This is a genomic window from Pseudarthrobacter linnaei (genome assembly GCF_055412825.1).
Genome location: NZ_JBVAYX010000006.1, coordinates 135,058 through 149,957 on the forward strand (window position 1 = coordinate 135,058; position 14,900 = coordinate 149,957).

Below are 14,900 nucleotides of genomic sequence, written 5' to 3' on the forward strand. Positions count from 1 at the left end.
CGGGCGGCGAACGGCCGCCGGGCGCAACGCCGCCGTCTAGGCCATCCGCTGCTCCGTAACTGCCGTTTTCGGGGTCCAAAAGGGCGTCTATGGAGCAGTCGACGGTTCGAAGTTGGCCGCAGGGGTCAGCGGCAGCCGCAGCCGGCCAGGACGGAGGCGGTGCGGTCCAGCGCGGTTTTGTTCCCCGCCCCCGGGGTCAGCCCGTTGCCGATAAAGGAAAATACCAGGAGCCGGCCGTCGGCGTCGACGACGTAGCCGCTCAGGGCGATAACGGTGTTCAGCGTGCCGGTCTTGGCGCGGACCAGGCCTGCACCGCCGGCCGTCGCCGCGTCGTCCACGTACCGGTCCCCCAGGGTTCCGGTGAGCCCGGCGACCGGGAATCCGGCCAGGCCGGCGCGCAGCCGGGTGTCCGCGCCCGAGGTCATGGTCCGGACCACTTCAGCGAGCTGCCGGGCGGAGACCCGGTTTGCCAGGGCCAGCCCGGAGACGTCGGCGGCGCGCAGCGTGGCGGCGGGGATTTTCAGGTCTCCCAGCTGCTGCAGCACGGCTGCGACGGCGCCGTCGTTGCTGCCGGGCTGTCCGGCCGCGAGCGCCGCCATGCGGCCGACCGCCTCGGTGAGGTAGTTGTCCGAGGTGCGCAGCATCAGGTCGACCTGCTGGCCCACCGTGGCGGACTGGACTTCGGCCAGGACCCGGGTACCGCCGTCGCCCGTTCCGGCGGGGACCCGCTCGACGCCGGGGGCCACCGTCAGTCCGGCCGCGCCGGCCGCCGCCGCGAGCTGGGCGGAAAACGCCTCGGCGGCGCTCATCGCGGCGTCCTGGGGGCGGGGGCCGGTGGTGGTGGCCGGGTCGTAGCGGGCCGAGTTTAAGGCGAGCGGGAACAGCGGGGCCATCTCGCCGGCGGCCACGTCCTCCAGGTTCCAGGCCGGGTTCAGCGCGGGGCCGGTAAACAGCGAGTCGTCCAGTTGGACCGTCAAGGGGGCGGAGATGCCGTCGTCCTGCAGGGCCCGGACGGTCGACTGCGCCAGGCTGGCGAGCCCGGCATGGCCCAGCACGGCGCCGGGCACCGATTCGCCGGCGCCGAGGAGCACGTCCCCGCCGCCGGTGAGCACGACTGACCCGGGGGCCGCCCCGGCCACAGCCCGGGTGCTGAAGCGGCGTTCCGGGCCGAGAGTGCGCAGGGCCGCGGCGGCCGTGAGGAGCTTCATGTTGGAGGCCGGGACCCGGACCTCGTCGCCGGAACGGTCGAAGAGGACCTCCCCGGTGAGGGCGTCCTGCACGACGCCGGTGAAGTTCCCGGCGCCGTCGGTCTTCAGCGTTTCGTTGAGCTGGGCCGTGAGCGGACCGGGGTGCGGCACGGGGGCGGTGGCCGAGAGCGGTCCGATGCCGTCCGGGGCGGTGCCGGCCGCCGCACCGCCGCGGGCGGCCAGTGTGCCGGGGGCCCGGTGCCAGGGCGGGGTGGTCTGCGCGGCGGTTTCTGAGGGTCCGGGTCCGAGGAAGGCGGGGGCGACGGCAACTCCGGCGGGGAGGGCGAGCGCGGCGACAAGCAGGGTCTGGAGCAGCAGCGGGAGGCTCCGCCGGAGCGGCCCGGCCACCGGGTCAGTGTCCGGGTGGCTCGTTCTGCGTTTCATGCCGCTGCTGGTCCTTTAGTCCTGAAATGTCCCCGCAAGTTCCTGAAACCTGGGCCTCTCGCTATATCCTCAATAGTAGTCGGCGGCACCGGCAGCATGTTGTGCGTGCCGCGCACCCCGAAAACCGCGCATCCCCTGAATTTCTCAAGGAGCAGTCCATGAAGCATGACGTGACCATCGAGATCCCCAAGGGATCACGCGTCAAGTACGAAGTCGACCACGAAACGGGCCGCGTCCGTCTGGACCGGGTCCTGTTCACCTCGATGCAGTACCCCACGCACTACGGTTTCTTCGAGAACACTTTGGGCGAAGACGGCGATCCGCTGGACGCCCTGGTGCTGCTGCAGGACTTCGACCTGCACCCCGGCGTCATTGTTGAGTCCCGCCCCATCGGCGTGTTCAACATGACCGACGACGGCGGCGGCGACGCCAAGGTGCTCTGCGTGCCGGTCGACGCGCGCTTCGATCACATCAACGAGATCAGTGACGTCAGCGAATTCCTGATCAAGGAAATCGAGCACTTCTTCACCCGCTACAAGGACCTGGAGCCGGGCAAGTGGGTCAAGGCCGAGGGCTGGGGCGACCGTGCCGCCGCCGAGGCCGAGCTTGAGGCATCCATCAAGCGTTACGTCCCCCACACGCACTAACGTCCCCAACTCCAACGCGGGGTCACTTACCGCCCATCCGGACGCCGGATATGGGCCGTAAGTGACCCCGCGTTGCTGTTTAAGGTGTTGGCCGGGCCCGCGTGCCGCTGTCAGTGACGGATCAGGAATGTGTGAAATCGTGGGCTTATGAACGCCGAGCCTGCCTTTAGTCCTCCCTGCGGTCCGGTCACCGGATGGCGTGACGGTGACGTCGTACGGGCCACCGGCATCCCCTATGCCGCCGCGGGACGTTTCCAGCCTCCGGTGAGCGCACCGGACCGGAGCGGGGTCCTCGCGGCCACGTCCCTCTCCCCGGCGTGCCCGCAGGCCCCCGTGCCGTTCCTGGACGACATCCTCGGCACCCGCTACGGGGAGCTCCCCGGCAGCGAGGACTGCCAGCGGCTCTCCATCACCATTCCGGCCGGCCTCAGCGCGGACGACCGGGTCCCCGTGATGGTGTGGCTCCATGGCGGGTCCTACACCTCCGGCTCCGGTGACCTGGCCATCTTCGATCCCAAGGCCCTCGTCGCCGAAAACCGGGTCATCGTGGTGTCCGTGACGTACCGCCTGGGCCTGTTCGGCTACCTCGCGACGGGCACGGGCCGGCCCGCGAACCTCGGCCTGCTGGACCAGCTCGAGGCGTTCCGCTGGGTCCAGCGCAACATCAGCGCCTTCGGCGGCGACCCGGGACGGGTCACGGCTTTCGGGCAGTCCGCCGGAGGCGACGCCGTCGCCCACCTCATGGCGACGCCGGAGGCTCCCTCCCTGTTCCAGCGCGCCATCATTCAGAGCGCGCCCCTGGGCATCACCCGGGGCCGGGAAAAGATGAGCGCCGCGATGGGCATCGCGGCGGAGCACGTCACCGAAGACACGCCGGCGATGGACGTTGTGGAGATCGAAGGGCACGTGTCGCAGGTGGCCCGGAAGTTCGGGTTGATCGCGGCCATGCCGTTCGGCACCCAGTACGGGCACTCCCCCTTGCCGCCGGAATCCGGCATTGAGGACGCCTGGAACGCCACCGCGCCGGGGATCGAGGTCCTGATCGGTCACACGTCCGAAGAAGCCCGGCTGTTCCTGCCGCGCAACCCGGTCGTCGGCCGGCTGGCCAAGGTCCCGGTGCTCGGGACCGCCGTCGTCAAGGCCATCAGCTGGGCCGTGACCGAGGCGGTGTACAGCCGGGCCGCCAGGAAGTTCGCCCGCCGGCACGCCCAGGCCGGCGGCACGGCCTACAGCTACGTGCTCTCCTGGGCGGCACCGGGGAACTTCTACGGTGCCGCGCACACCGTCGACCTGCCGCTGTTGTTCGGGGACCAACAGACCTGGGCGGGCGCCGGGCTGCTCACGGGCGCCAGCTGGGAGGAAATCAACAACCACGGCCGGGCCCTCCGGGCCGTGTGGGCCCGCTTCGCCGCCGGGGAGGGCCTGGACAGCCCGGGCGGGCTGCCCGGCGCCCTCCGGTACCGCTCGGTCCGGGGCGGATAGCGTGCAGACTTCCGGTAGCCGTCCCGTGCGGGCCGCGGTGAGGACCCTCGGCGTCGACCTCGCCGCGGCCACCCGGAAGACCGCGGCCGCCGTCCTCGAATGGGGCAACGGCACGGCCCGCCTGGCGCACCTGGCCCTGGACGTCGGCGACGAGGAGATCGTGCGGCTCTTCGACGCCAGCGCCATGACCGGGATCGACTGCCCCGTGGGCTGGCCGGACGCCTTCCTGCCCTTCCTGGCCGGGCATCTGGCCTTCGAGCCGCACCCCGTGCTGGACTATGACGGCCTTGAGGGACGCCGGCTGCTGGCCTACCGGGACACGGACCGTTTCGTCACCGCCCGCACGGGCCTGATCCCGCTCAGCGTCTCCGCCGACCGGCTGGCCCACCCGGCGATGCGCTGCGCCGTCATCCAGGCCAAGATCTCCCGGGACCACGGCCGCCAGGCCCGGGACGGCAGCGGCCGGCTCGCCGAGGTCTACCCGGCGGCGTCGCTGAAATCCTGGGGCCTGCTGGCGCGCGGCTACAAGGGGCGCGGCGGGGCGGAAACGCAGCGGCTGGCTGGCGTCCTTGACGCGCTGCAGCAGGCAGCACCCTGGCTCGACCTGGCAGGCCACGAGGACCGGCTGGCCGGTTCCGATGACATGTTCGACGCGCTCATCGCCGCCCTCACGGCCCGCGCCGTGGCGCTCGGCGGAACGCTCCGCCCGGATGCGGCGCACGCCGGGGCTGCCCGGACCGAAGGCTGGATCCACCTGCCCACCGGCGGGCTGGACGGGCTCCCCGGCACCCAGCTGTAGCGGGGGCCGCTGCCGGCAGCGGGGCTACTCCCGGCCGAGGGTCCAGCTGCTGATGTCCTCCGCGTCCTCGCCGTGGTCCCGGGTGTGGTTGTGCGCCCGGATCCGGCTGTCCTGCAGGGCCTGCCGCAGCAGTGAATGCTTCTCCGCCAGGCCCGGCACCCGGTCGATCGCGTCGATGGCGAGCTGGAAGCGGTCAATCCCGTTGAGCATGGCCATATCGAAGGCCGTGGTGGTGGTGCCCTCCTCCTTGTAGCCGCGGACGTGCAGCCCCTCCTGGTTGGTCCGCCGGTACGCCAGCCGGTGGATCAGGGACGGATAGCCGTGGTAGGCGAAGATGATGGGCTTGTCCGCCGTGAAGATCCCGTCGAAGTCCCGCGACGTCAGGCCGTGCGGGTGTTCGCTGGCGTCCTGGAGCCGCATCAGGTCCACCACGTTGACCACCCGGATCTTCAGCCCGGGGGCACCGGCCTTCAGCAGTTCCGCCGCGGCAACTGTCTCGACAGTGGGCACGTCCCCGGCACAGGCCAGCACGACGTCGGGTTCCTCGCCCGGGACCTCGGAGCCGGCGAATTCCCAGATTCCCAGGCCGCGCTGGCAGTGGTGCGCGGCGTCGGCGGGGCCCAGCCAGGTCGGCGAGGGCTGCTTGCCGCTGACCACGATGTTGACGTAGTCCCGTGAATCGAGGCAGTGCTCCATCACGGAGAGCAGCGTGTTCGCGTCCGGGGGCAGGTAGACGCGGATGACCTCGGCTTTCTTGTTCACGGCATGGTCAATGAAGCCGGGATCCTGGTGTGAGAAGCCGTTGTGGTCCTGCTGCCAGACATGCGAGGACAGCAGGTAGTTCAGCGAGGCGACCGGCCGGCGCCAGGGCAGTTCACGGTGCACCTTGAGCCACTTGGCGTGCTGGTTGAACATGGAATCCACGATGTGGATGAACGCCTCATAGCAGCTGAACACGCCATGCCGGCCGGTCAGCAGGTACCCCTCCAGCCAGCCCTGGCAGAGGTGCTCACTGAGGACTTCCATGACCCGTCCGGCGCGGGCCAGATGCTCATCGAGTTCCTCGATCCGGTACTGCCACACCTTGTCCGTGACCTCATAGACGTCCTGCAGGCGGTTGGATGCCGTCTCGTCCGGGCCGAACAGCCGGAACGTCTCGGGGTTCTGGCTGATCACGTCGCGCAGCCAGGACCCCAGCGTGACCATGGCGCTGACCCGCTCGACACCGGGTTGCGCCACCGGGACGGCATGGTCCTCGTACTTCGGCAGTTTGAGGTCCCGCAGCAGCACGCCGCCGTTCGCGTACGGGGAGGCGCTCATCCGGAGGGCGCCCTCGGGCGCGTTCGCCGCGACCTCCGGCCGCAGGCGCCCGGCGTCGTCGAAGAGCCCAGCCGGGCGGTACGATTCGAGCCACTCCCCCAGCTGCGCCAGATGCTCCGGGTTGGTGCGCACTTCGGACAGCGGCACCTGGTGGCTCCGCCACGTTCCTTCCACCTGCAGCCCGTCGACGACTTTGGGGCCGGTCCAGCCCTTTGGCGAACGCAGCACGATCATGGGCCAGCGCGCGGCCGGGGCGCCGGCTGTTGCATCGCCGTCGGCGGGGCGGGCCGCACCGCTTCGGCGGGCGGACTGGATTGCCCGGATCTCCGCGAGGCAGTCGTCCAGTACAGCGGCGAAGTCCCGGTGTGCGGCCGCCGTGTCGTCCGGATGGCCCACGGTCACGAAGTGCGGCTCGTGCCCGTAGCCGCGCAGCAGCTGTTCCAGCTGGGCTTCGGGCATGCGGGCCAGGATGGTGGGGTTGGCGATCTTGTAGCCGTTCAGGTGCAGGATGGGCAGCACCGCACCGTCATGGACCGGGTCCAGGAAGTTGTGGGAGTGCCAGCTCGCCGCGAGCGGCCCGGTTTCGGCCTCGCCGTCGCCGATGACGACGGCGGTGATCAGGTCCGGATTGTCGAAGACGGAGCCGTAGGCGTGCGCCAGGGAATACCCGAGCTCGCCCCCTTCGCTGATGGAGCCCGGGGTTTCCGGGGCCGCGTGGCTGGGGATTCCGCCCGGGTAGGAGAACTGCCGGAAGAGCTCAGCCATGCCCTGCCCGTCGTCGCCGACATTGCTGTAAATCTCGGAGTAAGTGCCCTCCAGCCAGGCGTTCGCCACGACGGCGGGGCCGCCGTGCCCGGGTCCGGCAATGAACAGCATGCTCTGGCTGTCCCTGCGGATGACGCGGTTCAGGTGGGCGTAGACGAAGTTCAGTCCCGGCGTGGTGCCCCAGTGGCCCAGCAGCCTGGACTTGGTGTCGCCGGAGCTGAGGGGTTCCCGCAGCAGGGGGTTGGAGCGGAGATAGATCTGCCCCACGGACAGGTAGTTGGCGGCCCGCCACCAGCGGTCTACGAGCTCCAGTTCGGTGCCGCCGGGCCGGGCATCATTCGCGTCACGTATCACTGCAGTCCTCATCTCACTCGGGCCTCCGTCGGCGGCTCAGCCTCCATCGCAACATCCCTGAGCAGTTGAGGCTACCAGCCCGGTCCGCCCTGGCATGGGCACGTGTCGCCATCGTGGAACCCGCCGGCACACGGCATCCGGCGCCTTCTACGTGCCAAAACCCGGATGGGCCCACTTCTGGGGGCCCGCTGTCCTTCGCCCTCCTGGAGAGCACGGGTCGCTTCGCCGCGGCGCTGGCGACGGTCTGGTTCGTCGTCATCTTCGCCTACGGGATGGTCTGGGGTTCCCTGGGCAGCGTCGGTGACGCCGCCGCGGGCACGCGGTCCGTCCGCATCAGCGACGGCACGACGTCGGGCGGCTGGCTGGGCGGCTGGCGGGGCTCGTCCGGTGTGCCGAACGGCTGTACGGTGGCCGGCTTGGCCGGTTCAGGTCCAGCGGGCTTTCCTGGCATGTTGGCTGGAAGTGGCTCCCGGGGTTCCTGAGGGCGGGTTCGTCTTCGGCGCCGTCGCCCAGTTCACCGGGCAGCCGACGTCGTCACGGGATCCGGCGCCGTTCTCCGACCTCCCGCTCTACCTTCTGACGAGCCTCGGCACCGGACTGATCTGGTGGTCCATGACGTTGTTGTGGAGTTTCCGCCGGCTGCTGGTGTTCGACCACGGCCTGTTGTTCGGCTATGCCCAGAAACATGCGGCCGGGGCCATCCACTGGCAGGACATCGTGCCCGGCTCCCTCCGGGCCGTCGAAGCCCCGCCCGGGACCGAGGCGGACGCTCTGCTGCAGACCCTCGAGCGCAGCGGGAAGACCTCGCTGGGCGTGCACGGACGGTATGCGGTGGTGTTCCGCGGAACGGACTCCGCGCTCAATCCGCGGACGGCTGGCGGAAACGACCAGCCCCGCTTCTTCACCTTCGGCACAAAGGAATCCCCGGCCAGCCTGGTCAGGGCCATTGAGCGGGCGATCTCAGACTCCGGTCTCCCGCCGGCCGCCGGGGCGTCCGATTCTGCGCTGCCACCGACCCCCTCAGCCAAGCGACGAGGCTGGACTAAGACATGTGCCACGGAAGTACCACCGGGTAGTGTGGATCCAGAATGTTCACGCTGACGATCAACCAAACCGACAGCCGGCGCGACGGCGACTGCGTGCCGCAGCTCCTCAAGGACCTGCGGCACATCCCGGCGCGCCTGGATTTCGACCGCTCGGTTGAGGACGAGGTCCAGGGCATTGTCGACTCCCCGCAGCAGGCAGTCGAAGCGGCGATGATCGCGCTGCGGACCGGCAGCTGGTACGTCGGGATCGGTGTCGGGCCCGTCAATGAACCGCTGCCGAACCAAATCAAGGACGCCTCCGGCCACGGGCTGATTTACGCCCGCCGGGCCGTCGACCGGCTGCGCAACGGCAAGGACCGGATCCCGGTGGCCGTGGAGGGCCCGCTTGCGGACCTCGCCGCGGAGTCCGAGGCCGTGCTGCGGCTGCTGGGGCACATTGTGCACGACCGCAGCCCGGCGGAATGGCGGGTCCTGGACCTGCTGACCCCCGGGGTCCGCGGACAGCAAAAGGCCGTGGCCGAGGAACTCGGCATCACCACCCAGGCGGTCAGCAAGGCCGTGGCCCGGGCGCAGTGGAATGAGGAACACGCGGCGCGGCCCGCCGCGGCCAGGCTGCTGGGCCTCATCCTCGAGGTGCGCTGAGAGCCGCGGTCCCGGGGCTGCCGTCCACTGCAGGCCGGCGTCTACTGCAGAGCGCCGATGATGGCGCCCATCACCGTGAAGGTCACGACGTTGTAGCCGGCGTTGATGGCGAACAGCGTCAGACTCCGCCGTTCAAAGAGATAGTTGATGCCTACCGCGGCAGCCACCCAACCGGCCCCGACAGCCAGCCCGGCCAGCGCCCCGAACCCGACGTCGGCTGCGCCGATAAATGCGGCCAGCACCACACTCGCCACCGCGGAGAGCAGGAACGAGCCCGCAAAGACCCTGACCGTGCCGCGCGTGAGTTGTTCATCGCTGACGCCGGCTGCGCGCTGCCAAACCTTCGCGAACAGGACGGAATACCAGAGCCCGCCCACCAGGAAACCTGCCAGCGCAGCCAGCAGAACCGCCAGCCAGCTGATGTTGATGTTCATTATTCGCCCTCCAGCGTGTGGGTCGCCTCCGGATCGGGCGCTGCCTCCACGCTAGCGGCCGGCCATTCGTCGGTCTTGTATAAATCCGGCACCGCCGGGGACACTGCCCGCCCGCTCCGCCGCTGCCATGCCCGGCACGTCTTCGAGCGGCACAAACGTGGCGTATTTGGGGCCGTAGTCATGCACCACCTTCAGATATTCGACCGGCGTGTACCCGGCGAAGCGCCGGAACGCCCGGATCAGGTGGGGCTGGTCGTAATAGTCAGCCAGCGCCAACAGTTCGCGTCCGGCAGCGGCCCCTTTCGGGAGCGCCGCGGCCGCGGTGACGAAGCGGTGGAAGCGGCAGACGTCTGAGTAGGTTTTGGGCCTGACACCGCAGCCACGGAGCATGATCCGTTCCAAAGTCGATTCGCTGACGCCAAGCCGGGCGGCCAGCGACGCCACCCGCACGTCTTCCTCGGCCAGGGCGGCCGCCGCGCTGACGACCCGGTTGTCGGCGGCGAACCCGGGGCGCAGCCTTCCGGCAAGGAAGGCGCCGAGCGCAGCGAAGGCCTGCGCCGACGTCGGGTCCTTCAGCCCCGCGCGCAACGAGCTGAAACCGGGGAATATGCGCTCCGCGTCGACCACCGTGCCCTGTAGCGACGCGGGCGGCTCCGCGGTGAAGGCGGCCAGCCCGAATGGCGCCAGTACGGCGCCGATGTTGAAGATCTTCTCCGGGTTCTCGCTGATGAGGAAGCTCCGCTGCAGCCCGGAATAGAAGCCATGGGCCACGTCCGCGGCAACACTGCCTCCTGTGCCGCCGGAAGCGGGATCCCGCGGCTCGGACACGATCAAGCGGTAGGGCTCCGAGAGATTGAGCACGAGATGCGCCGAGGGGCCGGGCAGGATCTTCTCGAAGCGGGCGGCTGATCGGCCGCGGACCAGCCAGAAGGCAACTACGAAGGGCTGCAGGGCTGGCGGCGCGGGACACTGCTCATAAAGCACAGCCCCAGTCTAGGACGGGTCCCAGCAACCTGCCCGTCCGGGACGAAGAGGCTAGAGCAGCAGGCTGCGCAGCACGTGGGCGGCGCCGTCGTCGAACACGGAGTGCGTTACCTCGTTCGCGGCGGCGATGACTTCCTCGGGAGCCTGGCCCATGGCCACACCGCGGGCGGCCCAGGTGAGCATTTCAATGTCATTGCGGCCATCGCCGACGGCGACGGTGCGGTGCGCCTCGATCTCCAGCCGGCCGCGGAGGTGCTCGAGGGCGCTGGCCTTGGTCACGCCGGCGGCGGCGATGTCCAGCCACGCCGTCCACCCCACCGAGTAGGTCACGCCGGCCAGGCCGATGTGCCGGATTGCGGTGTTGAACTCCTCGGGAGTGTTCTCGGCGCTGAAGACCACCACGCGGACCGCGGTGGCTTCCAGCATGGTCTGGAAGTCGACGCCGATTGCCTCCACCCCGAAGCTCATGTCCTGGAAGCGCTCGGTGGAGAGGAAGTTGCCGTTCTCATCCTCCAGCGCGTACTTGGCCGAGGGCAGTCGCTTGCGCAGTGCCCGGAGCGCGGGGCCCGGGTCGAACGTGGCCTTGTGCACGATCTCGTAGCCGTCCGGCAGTCCGGAATCCAGCCGCAGGGTGACCCCGCCGTTGGAGCACACGGCATAGCCGTTGTCGATGCCGATGTGCTCGATGATCGGCAGGGTCGCGTTCAGTGAGCGGCCGGTGGCGATGGTGACGTGGTGGCCGGCGGCCACGACGTCCTGGGCGGCCTCCCGGACGGGAACGGACATGTGGCCGTCGTGGTCCACGAGGGTGCCGTCGACGTCGAGAGCCACCATCAGCTTGTGGGCTGCGGTGGTTCCGTTGTTCCGGGTGTTGTTTCGCCGGTCATCGTTGCCGGCGACTGAGGATTCAGTCAATGTTGTCATCTCACAAGTAGAACAGACACCCCCGACAGCCGCTAGGACGCAGGCCACAGCGTCCGGTGAACCCGGGGTGAACAGCTATCGACGCCCCTGGTCCCGCGGCACTTAGCGGGGGTCAGGGGCCGGGAAACGGCGGCTCAGATGACCGGGAAGACCGTCATGCCGCCGAGGTACTTCTGCAGGGCCTGCGGGATGTTGACTGAGCCGTCCGGATTCTGGTGGTGCTCCAGGATGGCGACGATCCAGCGGGTGGTGGCCAGGGTGCCGTTGAGCGTGGACACGGCCCGGGTGCCCATGGGGGCCCCGTCCTCATTCAGCACCCGTTCGCGGATGTTGAGCCGGCGCGCCTGGAAGGTGGTGCAGTTGGAGGTCGAGGTCAGCTCGCGGTAGGCGCCCTGCGTCGGCACCCAGGCCTCGCAGTCGAACTTGCGGGCGGCGGAGTTGCCCAGGTCCCCGGCGGCGGTGTCAATGACCCGGTAGGGCAGTTCACACTTGGCCAGCATCTCCTCTTCCCAGGCCAGCAGCCGGGCATGCTCGGCCGCGGCCTCCTCGACCGTGGTGTAGATGAACATCTCCACCTTGTTGAACTGGTGGACCCGGATGATGCCGCGGGTGTCCTTGCCGTGCGAGCCGGCCTCGCGGCGGTAGCAGGAGCTCTGCCCGGCGTAGCGGACCGGGCCGGCGGACAGGTCCAGGATTTCGTCCGCGTGGTAGCCGGCCAGGGCCACTTCCGAGGTGCCCACGAGGTAAAGGTCGTCCTCGGCGAGCCGGTAGATCTCGGCGTCGTGCTTGACGTCGAACCCGGTGCCCTGCATGGTCTCCGGGCGCACCAGGGTCGGGGTGATCATCGGCACGAAGCCGGCGTCGATCGCCTGCTCCATGGCCATCTGCAGCAGCGCCATTTCGAGCCGGGCGCCGGCGCCGCGCAGGAAGTAGAACCGTGAACCGGAGACCTTGGCGCCGCGCTCCATGTCGATGGCGCCGATCAGCTCACCGATTTCCAGGTGGTCTTTGGGTTCGAAGTCGGTGAATTCGCGGGGGGCGCCGACGGTCTTGACCACGATGTAGTCGTCTTCACCGCCCGCCGGAACGCCGTCCTCGATGAGGTTGGGGATGGTGCGCAGCAGTTCCCCGTGGGCGGTCTGGGCGACGTCGGCCTCGGCGGAAGCGGCCTTGACCTGGCCCGCGAGGACCTTGACCTCTGCGAGCAGGGCCTGCTTTTCCTCGCCCTTGGCCTGTGCCACCTTCTTGCCGAAGGCATTCTGCTCGGCCCGGAGGTTTTCGAAGCGGATCAGGGCGGCACGCCGGGCCGAGTCCGCGGCGATGATCGCGTCCACCACGGACTCGTCGGCGCCGCGGGCGCGCTGGCTGGCCCGGAACTTGTCCGGATTTTCGCTGAGGTCTTTTACGTCGATCACCTGACAAGACTATCCAATCCGGCCGCCGTTCCCGGGCAATCGGGGCGCCGGCCACCGGCGGGATAGTGTTGGAGCACAATGCGCGACTGGCTGCCCTACCTCGTCATCGCTGGAGTCCTGGCGTTTGCCGTCTCCAGTTGGTGGGGAGTGCGCAAGCTCAGGGACCGGCACACGCGCAGCGCCGTGTGGGAGGAAACGCACAGTCCGGGCCTGGGCCAGCAGAAGGTCGCCGTGGTGATGAACCCGATCAAGGCCAGGTCGGACGAGGCACGGACGTTGATCGACGAGGCGTGCGCCGCGGCTGGCTGGGAGCCGCCGCGGTTTTTCGACACCACCGCCGAGGACCCCGGATTCGCCCAGGCGCGGGCCGCCGTCGAGTACGGCGCCGACGTCGTCCTCGTGGGCGGCGGTGACGGCACAGTGCGGGTGGTGGCGGACATTCTTGCCGGCACGGACATCGCCATGGGCCTGATCCCGCTCGGCACCGGAAACCTGCTGGCCCGCAATATCCACCTCGATATGGGCGACCTGCACGGCAGCGTCCAGACCGCCCTGTTCGGCCACCAGCGCTTCATCGACACGGCGCGGATGAGGGTGGAGAACTCACGCACCAAGGAGTCCTCGGAGCACACCTTCCTGGTCATTGCCGGCATTGGCATGGACGCAGAAGTGGTGGGCGACACCAGCGCCGGGCTGAAGAAGGCTGTGGGCTGGCTCGCCTACACCGAGGCGGGCGTGCGGCACCTTCCCGGCCGCCGCAAGAAGGTGTCCATTTCGCTGGACGACCAGCCCGAACAGAGCCGGAAGATCCGCAGCGTCCTGTTCGCCAACTGCGGCCTGATCCCCGGCGGGATCGATTTCATCCCCCAGGCCATGATCGATGACGGGATGCTCGACGTTGTTGTGATGAGTCCGCGCAGCGCGATCGGCTGGCTGGCGATGTACTGGAAAATCGTGCTGAAGCACAAAAGAAACCTGCCGGTGATGACGTACTACCGCTCCGGGAAGATCGTCATCAGCTGCGCGGAGCCAATGCCCACGCAGGTCGACGGGGATCCGACCGGGGCGGCCACGAAGGTCACCGTGCAGGTTGCCCCCGGCTCGCTGCTCGTCCGGGTCAAGGACGGCACCGAGCAAGACTAGGCGCCGGCTTCCTTCGCGGCTGCTTCCTTGTGCGCTGTGCCCTTTTTCGCTTCCGCGGCGGCCTTGGCGGCACGGGCCTCGGACTGCTCGCGGATCATGGCCTGCTCCTCTTCGAAGCGCAGCCGGTCTGCACGGTCGGCGTCGTCGCCGTCCCAGTCCTGGTTTTCAGCGGTCGGCTTGGGATTCACGATCATTCCCTGGCCGTCATTTTCAAGGCTGGTGTCTGCCATGTCCTGCTCCCTCGGTAGAGGACTTCCCCAATATGGATCAGGCAAGCATACGCACAGTTTCTGAGGGGCGGAAGTGCCGGATGTGGCATTTGTCTACGCTGTGGGCGAAGCCTTGGACATATATTCCGGCACCACAGATGCCCCCGACAGTATGTCTCTGACCCAGGCATGCGCCGCCCGGAAAGCCTGATCGGAGGTGTGCGGCTCCACGACGGTCCGGTGGCCGTCCGCGCGCCCGTAGGAACCCAGGAAGCGGGTTGCCGGACTGATCCGGTGCAGGCCCGCCAGGGCATCGGCCACGCGCGCGTCGGCCACATGGCCGTCGGCGTCGATACTGAAGAAGTAATGGCCCAGGTACTGGCCGGTGGGCCGTGACTCGATCCGGCTGAGGTTCACGCCGCGGGTCGCGAACTGGTCGAGAATCTCCATCAGGGCGCCGGGGCGGTCTTCGGGCAGCGGGACGACGACGGTGGTCTTGTCCGCGCCCGTGGGTTCCGGCAGTGCACCGGGCCGGCCCACCAGCACAAACCGCGTGACCGCACCGGGGTTGTCCCCGATGTTCTCCGCGAGCACGGCGAGGCCGGGCTGTTCGGTGGCCACTATCGGGGCACAGATCGCCGCGTCGTAGTGCGTGTCGCCCTCCAGGAGCCCCATGGCCGCCGCGGCCGTGGAGGAGCTCGGGATATATTCTGCATTCGGAATGTTCTTCTCGGCCCACAACCGGCATTGAGCCCAGGCGTGGCCGTGGGTGGAGATCCGGCGGATGTCCTCGGGCCGGATCCCGGGCCGTGCCACCAGCACGAAGCTGATCGGCACGAGGGCCTCGCGCAGGATCCTCAGCTCCTGGCCGGTGGCGATCGCGTCCAGGGTGGCAGTGACGCCGCCCTCCACGGAGTTTTCGATCGGCACCATGGCGGCGTCTGCCGAGCCGTCGCGGACCTTGTCCAGCGCCGTGTTGACGTTTGTCGACGGAACGCGGATCGCGTCCCCCGCTCCGGGAACCTGCATCAGGGCTGCCTCGGTGAAGGTGCCCGCGGGTCCGAGGAAGGTGTAAGTGACGGGTGTTGCGGGCATCGGCGCTTCT

The 14,900-nt window shown here is 69.1% G+C and carries 15 protein-coding genes; 6 read left to right on the forward strand and 9 right to left on the reverse strand.

What is annotated here, in order from left to right; all coding sequences use genetic code 11:
* Positions 1-125: 125 nt before the first annotated feature.
* On the reverse strand, positions 126-1,631 hold the full coding sequence (gene dacB, locus ACZYZ3_RS08245) for a D-alanyl-D-alanine carboxypeptidase/D-alanyl-D-alanine endopeptidase (RefSeq protein WP_463963337.1): 1,506 nt from the start codon (positions 1,629-1,631) through the stop codon (positions 126-128).
* Positions 1,632-1,789: 158 nt separating this feature from the next.
* Here dacB and ACZYZ3_RS08250 point away from each other — a divergent pair, with 158 nt between their 5' ends.
* The 3 genes from ACZYZ3_RS08250 to ACZYZ3_RS08260 all read left to right on the forward strand — a co-directional run bounded on the left by ACZYZ3_RS08250 (position 1,790) and on the right by ACZYZ3_RS08260 (position 4,559).
* Positions 1,790-2,278 (forward strand): inorganic diphosphatase, encoded by a 489-nt coding sequence (locus ACZYZ3_RS08250; protein WP_282378589.1) that lies wholly within the window; start codon positions 1,790-1,792, stop codon positions 2,276-2,278.
* A gap of 147 nt (positions 2,279-2,425) precedes the next feature.
* Positions 2,426-3,760 carry a carboxylesterase family protein gene (locus tag ACZYZ3_RS08255; protein WP_463963338.1) on the forward strand — a complete coding sequence of 445 codons (1,335 nt, stop codon included), beginning with the start codon at positions 2,426-2,428 and terminating at the stop codon, positions 3,758-3,760.
* A gap of 37 nt (positions 3,761-3,797) precedes the next feature.
* Positions 3,798-4,559, forward strand: coding sequence for a DUF429 domain-containing protein (locus ACZYZ3_RS08260; protein WP_463963421.1), 762 nt, complete (start codon positions 3,798-3,800; stop codon positions 4,557-4,559).
* Positions 4,560-4,583: 24 nt separating this feature from the next.
* Here the strand turns inward: ACZYZ3_RS08260 and ACZYZ3_RS08265 are convergent, their stop codons facing one another.
* Positions 4,584-7,010 (reverse strand): phosphoketolase family protein, encoded by a 2,427-nt coding sequence (locus ACZYZ3_RS08265; protein ID WP_463963339.1) that lies wholly within the window; start codon positions 7,008-7,010, stop codon positions 4,584-4,586.
* A gap of 253 nt (positions 7,011-7,263) precedes the next feature.
* A complete protein-coding gene (locus tag ACZYZ3_RS08270; protein WP_463963340.1) occupies positions 7,264-7,449 on the reverse strand; it encodes a hypothetical protein in 186 nt (61 codons plus the stop codon).
* Positions 7,450-7,460: 11 nt separating this feature from the next.
* Between ACZYZ3_RS08270 and ACZYZ3_RS08275 the strand changes: the two genes are divergently transcribed.
* Both ACZYZ3_RS08275 and ACZYZ3_RS08280 read left to right on the forward strand, forming a co-directional pair.
* Positions 7,461-8,099 carry a hypothetical protein gene (locus ACZYZ3_RS08275; protein ID WP_463963341.1) on the forward strand — a complete coding sequence of 213 codons (639 nt, stop codon included), beginning with the start codon at positions 7,461-7,463 and terminating at the stop codon, positions 8,097-8,099.
* A complete protein-coding gene (locus ACZYZ3_RS08280) occupies positions 8,087-8,686 on the forward strand; it encodes a MarR family transcriptional regulator (protein ID WP_069950283.1) in 600 nt (199 codons plus the stop codon). The genes ACZYZ3_RS08275 and ACZYZ3_RS08280 overlap by 13 nt, the downstream gene beginning before the upstream one ends.
* 41 nt (positions 8,687-8,727) lie before the next feature.
* Here ACZYZ3_RS08280 and ACZYZ3_RS08285 read toward each other — a convergent pair whose 3' ends face one another.
* The 4 genes from ACZYZ3_RS08285 to serS all read right to left on the reverse strand — a co-directional run bounded on the left by ACZYZ3_RS08285 (position 8,728) and on the right by serS (position 12,443).
* Positions 8,728-9,120, reverse strand: coding sequence for a DUF1761 domain-containing protein (locus ACZYZ3_RS08285; protein WP_463963342.1), 393 nt, complete (start codon positions 9,118-9,120; stop codon positions 8,728-8,730).
* A gap of 51 nt (positions 9,121-9,171) precedes the next feature.
* Entirely contained in the window at positions 9,172-10,104 is a 933-nt protein-coding gene (locus ACZYZ3_RS08290) for a DUF6597 domain-containing transcriptional factor (protein WP_463963343.1), read from the reverse strand.
* Positions 10,105-10,155: 51 nt separating this feature from the next.
* A complete protein-coding gene (locus ACZYZ3_RS08295) occupies positions 10,156-11,028 on the reverse strand; it encodes an HAD family hydrolase (RefSeq protein ID WP_463963344.1) in 873 nt (290 codons plus the stop codon).
* A 134-nt stretch (positions 11,029-11,162) separates the two neighbouring features.
* On the reverse strand, positions 11,163-12,443 hold the full coding sequence (gene serS, locus ACZYZ3_RS08300) for a serine--tRNA ligase (RefSeq protein WP_463963345.1): 1,281 nt from the start codon (positions 12,441-12,443) through the stop codon (positions 11,163-11,165).
* 78 nt (positions 12,444-12,521) lie between these two features.
* Between serS and ACZYZ3_RS08305 the strand changes: the two genes are divergently transcribed.
* Complete coding sequence (locus ACZYZ3_RS08305) at positions 12,522-13,586, forward strand: diacylglycerol/lipid kinase family protein (RefSeq protein WP_463963346.1); 1,065 nt, start codon at positions 12,522-12,524, stop codon at positions 13,584-13,586.
* On the opposite strand, the gene ACZYZ3_RS08310 is transcribed toward ACZYZ3_RS08305, so the two are convergent.
* Together ACZYZ3_RS08310 and pheA are read right to left on the reverse strand one after the other, a co-directional pair.
* Positions 13,583-13,816: a hypothetical protein gene (locus ACZYZ3_RS08310; RefSeq protein ID WP_463963347.1), complete on the reverse strand. Its 234-nt coding sequence runs from the start codon at positions 13,814-13,816 to the stop codon at positions 13,583-13,585. The genes ACZYZ3_RS08305 and ACZYZ3_RS08310 overlap by 4 nt on opposite strands.
* A 93-nt stretch (positions 13,817-13,909) precedes the next feature.
* The gene (gene pheA, locus ACZYZ3_RS08315; RefSeq protein WP_463963348.1) at positions 13,910-14,890 is read right to left on the reverse strand and encodes a prephenate dehydratase; all 981 of its coding nucleotides are present in this window, start codon (positions 14,888-14,890) and stop codon (positions 13,910-13,912) included.
* Positions 14,891-14,900 lie beyond the last annotated feature (10 nt).

Bases quoted from the DNA above. Each gene is read 5' to 3' on its own strand.
- dacB (WP_463963337.1), bottom strand. From the start codon at position 1,631: ATGAAACGCAGAACGAGCCACCCGGACACTGACCCGGTGGCCGGGCCG.
- ACZYZ3_RS08250 (WP_282378589.1), top strand. From the start codon at position 1,790: ATGAAGCATGACGTGACCATCGAGATCCCCAAGGGATCACGCGTCAAG.
- ACZYZ3_RS08255 (WP_463963338.1), top strand. From the start codon at position 2,426: ATGAACGCCGAGCCTGCCTTTAGTCCTCCCTGCGGTCCGGTCACCGGA.
- ACZYZ3_RS08265 (WP_463963339.1), bottom strand. From the start codon at position 7,010: ATGAGGACTGCAGTGATACGTGACGCGAATGATGCCCGGCCCGGCGGC.
- ACZYZ3_RS08270 (WP_463963340.1), bottom strand. From the start codon at position 7,449: ATGCCAGGAAAGCCCGCTGGACCTGAACCGGCCAAGCCGGCCACCGTA.
- ACZYZ3_RS08280 (WP_069950283.1), top strand. From the start codon at position 8,087: ATGTTCACGCTGACGATCAACCAAACCGACAGCCGGCGCGACGGCGAC.
- ACZYZ3_RS08285 (WP_463963342.1), bottom strand. From the start codon at position 9,120: ATGAACATCAACATCAGCTGGCTGGCGGTTCTGCTGGCTGCGCTGGCA.
- ACZYZ3_RS08295 (WP_463963344.1), bottom strand. From the start codon at position 11,028: ATGACAACATTGACTGAATCCTCAGTCGCCGGCAACGATGACCGGCGA.
- ACZYZ3_RS08305 (WP_463963346.1), top strand. From the start codon at position 12,522: ATGCGCGACTGGCTGCCCTACCTCGTCATCGCTGGAGTCCTGGCGTTT.
- ACZYZ3_RS08310 (WP_463963347.1), bottom strand. From the start codon at position 13,816: ATGGCAGACACCAGCCTTGAAAATGACGGCCAGGGAATGATCGTGAAT.
- pheA (WP_463963348.1), bottom strand. From the start codon at position 14,890: ATGCCCGCAACACCCGTCACTTACACCTTCCTCGGACCCGCGGGCACC.